The sequence below is a fragment of the Stomatobaculum sp. genome (genome assembly GCF_057248925.1).
Genome location: NZ_DBHIHF010000018.1, coordinates 54,552 through 60,830 on the forward strand (window position 1 = coordinate 54,552; position 6,279 = coordinate 60,830).

Here is a 6,279-nt window from a genome sequence, read left to right on the forward strand (position 1 = left end):
CGTTTTTCTTACGCATTTTATACATCATAGCACAGCGGAAGGGGGTTTTACAGACAAAAAAGACCATCCGGAGATGGTCTTTTTATTTTTTCACTCATTTGAATTGAAAGTGTAAAGCCCGCATCATATCAAAGAGATTACAGCATTTTACCCCGAATTTCTTTGCCTCATCCGGTATCTTGACACGCCCCAGTGTTGATGCTCCAAGAGCTCCGCTTGGGCTTTCAAAACTCACCAATGTGTAGTCCCTGGCTTTTGCGGTAGCCACCAACCAGGGATCCGCAATGTCATTCTGTGACCATTCATTCAATGCCTTCGCATTGTAAAGCGGCTGCCCCGTGTGCGTTTTGGCCTGCTGAATATCATTTAAAATTTGCTTATATACATCCAGTATATCTGCTTGTCCGTGTTTCATGCGTTGAGGTGCCACGCCGGAAAGCCATTGACTCAAGGTATCATCACCCTTGGTAACCTCATCATAAACCACATCCAACAGGACAATGTCCCCGGTTGCCATGGATTGTTCCAAGAAATCCCAGAAAGACAGTGCCAAATCAAACGGATAGTATGCCTGATACGGTGAGATAAAGGCATTCGTATCAATCAGAAAAATCTCCCGCTTCATACGCTCTCACCTTGCACCTTCTCGATCAACTTATCAAAGGTAACTCGATTTGTATTCGTCAGGCGAAAGGCTTCCGTATACAGCGTTTTTCCTTCCTGCACGCTTGCATCCAAAGCCTGTAAAAAACGATGGTCCATTCTGCTAGCCTGCGTCCTGTAGTAATCACCGCCACCGCGTGCTTTCTTCGCCAACATGGTCGCCTTTGCAATCAGTTCTCGGTACTGTTCCTCCGTGAGGTATGCCTCATCCAGAGCACGGCGTGCAATGACAGACTGGCTGCATTTAAAATATTTACTCAGCTCCTGCACTTTGCGCTCTATCGTTCCTTCCGTGTTCTCCCACGCACTGCAAAAAGCTCTGCGCGGTACCAGAAGCTCTGCCGCAACTGCATTGCAGAGTGTCTCCTCCGGACGGACAAATACCATCTCGCCCTCTCGCGCATTAAAGAAGCTGTTTCTTCCGAGACCGATATGCACAAACTCGTGCAAAAGCGAAAACACTCTTCCACTCTCCGAATCTGCGGCATTGATAAAAATCAGCGGCGCGTATGCATCAATCAGCGTGAATGCGCGAAACTCCGAAATATCAAGTGCTCTGTGCGTATTTCCCCCGACAATGCCATTCATCATCACCAGCACGCCCACTCTACTGATTGCTTCTCTGAGAAGTCGAAACGACTCTGTAGCGGACTTTACCGTTTCATACCAATCGTTTGGTAAGGATAAGGTCTCCCGAACCATCGCAGCCAATTCCGCTATGCCCTTTTTCCCGCGTAACGATCCGACATAGCGGTTTTCTTCATTCTCACCCGCAATCATATCGTCTCGCATCCACTCCTGAATGCTCTCCATTTGCCGCAGTGTGTCAATCAACTCACGGCTTGGGTCCTGCAATTGCCTGCTATCCACCGTTCGGAACTCAAGCAGTTTAAAGTGCTCCTGCGGCTGCCTTTCCAAAAAGAAATAGCCGATCGGAACATGTATTTTGCGGCTGAACTCCTCTAGCTGCGAGAACGTGGGCTTTTTTTCCCCGCTCCTCCACTGTTCAAACTTCTCCCGCACGGCAGTGGGGACTTGCACGGATGTGTTGATCCAGTTCCAGATGTTACTCGAAACTTCTACGGTATTCGCCATAGTTCCACCTCCTTGCGATTTTGTTGCCTTTATTCTCTCATTTTTTTCACGTTTGCTCAATCTCTTTATCGAAATACCCACATACAAAGAGCGCCCCTCTCTTCGGAGCGGCGCCCTTCTCTTCTACCTTTTCCCTTTTCTTACGCTTCTCTGCTAATCACCAGCTCACTCTTAATCCCGTTCAGTTCAATCCGCTTTTCTGCATCGGGCGTATCAAAGGGCTCTGTTGCCTTCCCCTCGTTCGCATAGGAAATCCGTGTGCCTATGCCCTTTGCCTTTGCCGAAAAGACCGCATCCGCCGGGACATAGACTCTCGAGCAGGCCGAAAGCTGGTTCAGTTCCAGCGAAACCGGCAGGCTTCGGCAGCGAATCTCCATATCAAGATTGCTGTCAATTTCCACGGTGCCGGGAACCGCATCGAGAAGCAATTTCCGATTCCTTCCGCCGAGCTCAATGCGCTCGCAGTCCAGTGAGCAGAGGCTTACAAGTTCTGCATTGACCGCACACTCCACTTTTCCGAGATAGGCCGCCGGGAGTTCCGCGTAGATGCTGAGCCCCTCTTTCGAGGCGCTCTCGCTCATTTCGTTCTTTCGGAGCAGTTCCAGATCCAGCCGCCGCTTTGTATCGTCCAGTTTGATTTTAAAATCACTCTGCAGCGAGGCAAGGGTATTCGATACCAGGCGGATGCGCAGTTTCTCTCCCCGATGGCCGGAAAGGAATACTTCTTTTGCGCTGCCGAACTTCATATCGTAGTGTTTCACTTCATCGATATCGTATTCAGTGACGCTCTCATAGCGATGCGCCGCTGCCGCTTGCACTTTTGTCTCCCCCGAGAGGAGTTCGTCTACGGTGATTCCAAACAGAGCTGCGATTGCTCGAAGGTTCTCGATGTCCGGTGTGCCGCCCTCGGTCTCCCACTTGGTAACGGCCTGTCTCGAAACATGCAGCTTCTCTGCCAACTGTTCCTGTGACATGCCTGCTGTCTTCCGAAGGGTTTTAATTGTTTCTGCGATTGTCATGCTTTGACCTCCTGTTTCTTGATGGCATCAGTATAAAAAACTCGCAGCGGCACTCAAGAAACATGGGCTTACATTTCAGATTTTTCTTGCTACGCTCCGTAGCAAAGCGCTTAATCCCAGCAATAAAATTCATTCACCTTTAAGGCTGTCTTGCAGCGCGGGCATATCTTGTCGACTTTATTTTTCAAAACATCTTGCATCGAAAAAGCACGCATCTTTCCGCCGCAGTCCTTGCAGCGGTGTTCGTAAGCCCCGTAGAGTTCGTACCCTTCCTCCTCGGGCACTGTCCAGTGTTTTTCCGCAATCGGCTTTGCCTGTAATTCGGCATCCTTCGGAATATAGGCTGTCAGCAATGCGTCGTTATCATAGCTACCACAGTTCTCGCACCGAAGCAACACGAGGTCCCCATCCAGAAAGGTTCCGGGATATGTTTCTACCAAATCCTGCCACTCGGCTCCGTATGCACCGGCACGCGCTTTCTGAATCAGCTGATGGCAAACCCAAGGGTATCTGAAACCAAATCCCAGCTGCGCGGAAAACTCATAACCGCAGTTCGGGCAAACCCAAGTTAAAGCATCCCCCATTACCTCTCCCTTCTCATATTACGTAACACCTTTCGATATGATTTTCCTGTTAATTATAAGTTTAACGCGATTACGAAAAAAGAGCCACCCTCGTGACTCTTTCTTTTATATCCTCTCAGTCTTCTCGCTGTATAAAGTTGGTCACTGCCTCGCCCTCGGTCTCCGGGTACGGAATGCCCTGCTCTTTTGCGAGTGCAAAGCTTCGCATCATCCAGACCATATTCCGGGCAAGGTTTCGCATGGTCTGCATGCCTTCCCGGTCCTTGGCGGCATCTTCCGCGGTCAGGCCGTGGGTGATGTTCCAATAGGTGGAGCCTGCGACCGGCATCTGCGAAATCCCGAAGTATTTGTTCAGCACATCAAAGGACGCCGTGGTGCCGCCTCTTCTCGCGACGGCAATCGAAGCGCCGGGCTTAAAGGCAAAGGGATTCTCGACGTTCTGCACGGAGTAAAACGCCCGGTCAAGGAAAGCCAGAATCCGTCCGCTCGGATGCGCATAGTAAACGGGTGTCGCAAAGACAAAACCATCGGCCTCTTTGGCGAGCGCCGTAAATTGATTCACCGCGTCATCCCGAAACACGCAGGCATCGTGCGTCCCGCAATAACCGCACTGGATGCAGTCACGTATGGGCTGATTGCCGAGCTGTACAACCTCGGTCTCCACCCCTTCCGCAGAGAAAATCTTCTGCATCTCCTTGACTGCCTGCATGGTGGTACCGTTCGCATGGCTGCTGCCGTTCACAAAAATAACCTTCACGATAAAATCCTCCTTCGCACCGCGTGGCGGTACGAAGGCTTATCATACTTCTTTTTTTACTATTTCGCCATACACAGGCTTTTCGTAAGTTACGCGTTCCGTTGTGTCCGGCACTGCTTCAGCCTCAGCTCTGCTCCTTTGCCTTTTCTTCCCGATACACCTGCCACGCCCTCACGATCGAAATTACGATTGCCGCCATGGTATAGACAGCAAGTAGCAACATCCCGTAGCCCTTCGGCGAAAACGCAGTGCTGACAATGCCGAGTATCCCCGCCGCGACCAGCATGATCCCCGCAAAGCGGTTGCTCTTCTGCCAGGTGATGTCGTTATATCTGGTCCAGGACAGGCGGAAGCCGACCAAGCCGTTTCGCTTACACTTCGGCAAAACATTGCCGACCAGCACGAGCAGCGCCCCGAAGAGTATGGTCAGGAGCTTATCGCCCGCGAGGGTGCTGAGGAAGCTTTCGCCCCGCAGGGCGAGCACGGTGTTATAGAGGAACACACCCTGTATGCAGCTTAAGATCAGGGTCTGCGGGAAAATCACAATGCCGAGCACCTTGGCATTCGCTGCGGCCGCCTGTCTTTCCTTGTCACTCTCCGCCTGTTCCGCCTTTCTATGAAAATGAAGCAGTAGAAAGCGGCTGCCGAAGGAAACCAAAAGTAAGATCACCGGCAATATCAAAAGTTCGTACTTACTGCCGTATCGCGTCACGTTTCCGGCAAAGTCATAGTGCGCCGGTATCTCTGCTGGCAGCTCCCGTAAAACCAATAGCGTCACAAACAGGCAGAGCGCCGCAATCATTCTTGTAAGCTGTTTCATGCTTTCCTCCCTCCGAACGGTTCCGCCCGGAAAATCAACTCCTGCAGGACGGTCTTGTTGCGTTCATCGCAGACAAACAGAGAAGCTCTTTTTGATTTTATTTTTCTGCACTTTCTTCCAAATACACTTTCCTTGAATACCATGTGGTCGCTATAACGGCGAGTAGCAGAAATACCGTGAACAGTCCGAGTGCAAGTTCTGCGGAGGGCGCAAGCAGCGCACTGACCATGCCGAGCAGCCCGGCGATCACCATGGCTGTGCCCCCAAAGCGGTTGCTCTTCTGCCAGGTGATGTCGTTATACCGGCTATACGGTAGGCGCACGCCCACATTGCGGTTTTTCCGGGTCTTCGGCAAGATGTTGCCGAGCACAATCAGCATAACGCTTGTCAGAACACACATCGCTTTCTGCGCCGTTTGCGCAATGCTCGCCCCCGCCTGCGCTCCTCCCGCAGTTCCGAAATGCTCTGCGGTCCAGGCCGCAGACCACAGCAGCCCGGCCTGCAACAGGCAGAAAAAGAGATTCATCACAAGCCCGACCGATACAAGCACCTTTGCATTCGCCGCCGCTCCCTGTGCCTCTTTGTCATCGCCGACGGCCCGGCGTTCAAAGTGTGCCACAAGAAACTGCCAGAGCAGCGTGATCAAAAGCGTGACCATGGGTAAAATCAGATAGCTGTACTTACTGCCCCAGCGTCTCACCTCTCCGCCGATTGAATAATCCACGGGAAGCAAAGCAGGCATGGTCTGCAGAGGAATGATTGTAACCATCAGAGTAAGCACCGCGAGTAACCACACTGTTTTTTTCATGATTTCCTCCCTCCGAACTGTTCCACCCAGAGAATCAATTCCTGCAGGACGGATGTGTTCAGTTCATAGTAAACAAAATTTTTCTCCTTATATTCGCTCACCAGCTCTGCGCCCTTTAAGAGCCGCAGGTGGTAGGAGAGCGCCGGCGGGCTGACACCGAGCCGCTCCGCAATCTCCCCGGCGCTCAGACGCCCGTCCCGCAACATGACCAGAATGTCGCGCCGCTGCGGATCCGAGAGCACCTTAAAGATACTGCTCTCTCCCATACGGCATCACCTCCTTAAAATTTCTTTTAACTAGATTGTAGCACAGCTTTCCCGCCTGTCAATGACTATTTCAAAACATTTTTAAACTATTGTCATCCTGTTTCCATGCTGTTCTTTTTGTCTGGCGGGTTTCTGCCCTGCGATTTTCTAATCCTGATTTTTCTAATCCTGATTTTATCTTGTGGTTTTCCGACCTATCGTTTTCTGATTTGTGATATGTACCCTCTTTACTGGACACGAAAGTGTCACGGTAAGGAGGGTTTTATC

Annotated in this window: 8 protein-coding genes; all 8 read right to left on the bottom strand. The window is 51.2% G+C overall.

Going from position 1 to position 6,279, the window contains the following annotated elements; translation table 11 throughout:
* Nucleotides 1-94: 94 nt before the first annotated feature.
* The 8 genes from ACO4XG_RS07825 to ACO4XG_RS07860 all read right to left on the bottom strand — a co-directional run bounded on the left by ACO4XG_RS07825 (nucleotide 95) and on the right by ACO4XG_RS07860 (nucleotide 6,012).
* A complete protein-coding gene (locus tag ACO4XG_RS07825; RefSeq protein WP_308509617.1) occupies nucleotides 95-625 on the bottom strand; it encodes a DUF4411 family protein in 531 nt (176 codons plus the stop codon).
* Nucleotides 622-1,839, bottom strand: coding sequence for an ImmA/IrrE family metallo-endopeptidase (locus tag ACO4XG_RS07830; protein ID WP_308509626.1), 1,218 nt, complete (start codon nucleotides 1,837-1,839; stop codon nucleotides 622-624). Before ACO4XG_RS07830 ends, ACO4XG_RS07825 begins: the two co-directional genes overlap by 4 nt.
* A gap of 59 nt (nucleotides 1,840-1,898) precedes the next feature.
* Nucleotides 1,899-2,777: a helix-turn-helix domain-containing protein gene (locus ACO4XG_RS07835; protein WP_308509618.1), complete on the bottom strand. Its 879-nt coding sequence runs from the start codon at nucleotides 2,775-2,777 to the stop codon at nucleotides 1,899-1,901.
* Between the two features lie 110 nt (nucleotides 2,778-2,887).
* Nucleotides 2,888-3,361, bottom strand: coding sequence for a hypothetical protein (locus ACO4XG_RS07840; RefSeq protein ID WP_308509619.1), 474 nt, complete (start codon nucleotides 3,359-3,361; stop codon nucleotides 2,888-2,890).
* A 115-nt stretch (nucleotides 3,362-3,476) separates the two neighbouring features.
* Nucleotides 3,477-4,118 (bottom strand): flavodoxin family protein, encoded by a 642-nt coding sequence (locus tag ACO4XG_RS07845; RefSeq protein WP_308509620.1) that lies wholly within the window; start codon nucleotides 4,116-4,118, stop codon nucleotides 3,477-3,479.
* Nucleotides 4,119-4,242: 124 nt separating this feature from the next.
* Nucleotides 4,243-4,938 (bottom strand): DUF1648 domain-containing protein, encoded by a 696-nt coding sequence (locus ACO4XG_RS07850; RefSeq protein ID WP_308509621.1) that lies wholly within the window; start codon nucleotides 4,936-4,938, stop codon nucleotides 4,243-4,245.
* A 97-nt stretch (nucleotides 4,939-5,035) separates the two neighbouring features.
* Nucleotides 5,036-5,746 (bottom strand): SdpI family protein, encoded by a 711-nt coding sequence (locus ACO4XG_RS07855; RefSeq protein ID WP_304946473.1) that lies wholly within the window; start codon nucleotides 5,744-5,746, stop codon nucleotides 5,036-5,038.
* On the bottom strand, nucleotides 5,743-6,012 hold the full coding sequence (locus tag ACO4XG_RS07860) for an autorepressor SdpR family transcription factor (RefSeq protein WP_308509622.1): 270 nt from the start codon (nucleotides 6,010-6,012) through the stop codon (nucleotides 5,743-5,745). The genes ACO4XG_RS07855 and ACO4XG_RS07860 overlap by 4 nt, the downstream gene beginning before the upstream one ends.
* Nucleotides 6,013-6,279: the final 267 nt, after the last annotated feature.

Coding starts and splice junctions, on each gene's coding strand:
- ACO4XG_RS07855 (WP_304946473.1), bottom strand. CDS start 5,746: ATGAAAAAAACAGTGTGGTTACTCGCGGTGCTTACTCTGATGGTTACA.
- ACO4XG_RS07835 (WP_308509618.1), bottom strand. CDS start 2,777: ATGACAATCGCAGAAACAATTAAAACCCTTCGGAAGACAGCAGGCATG.
- ACO4XG_RS07840 (WP_308509619.1), bottom strand. CDS start 3,361: ATGGGGGATGCTTTAACTTGGGTTTGCCCGAACTGCGGTTATGAGTTT.
- ACO4XG_RS07850 (WP_308509621.1), bottom strand. CDS start 4,938: ATGAAACAGCTTACAAGAATGATTGCGGCGCTCTGCCTGTTTGTGACG.
- ACO4XG_RS07825 (WP_308509617.1), bottom strand. CDS start 625: ATGAAGCGGGAGATTTTTCTGATTGATACGAATGCCTTTATCTCACCG.
- ACO4XG_RS07860 (WP_308509622.1), bottom strand. CDS start 6,012: ATGGGAGAGAGCAGTATCTTTAAGGTGCTCTCGGATCCGCAGCGGCGC.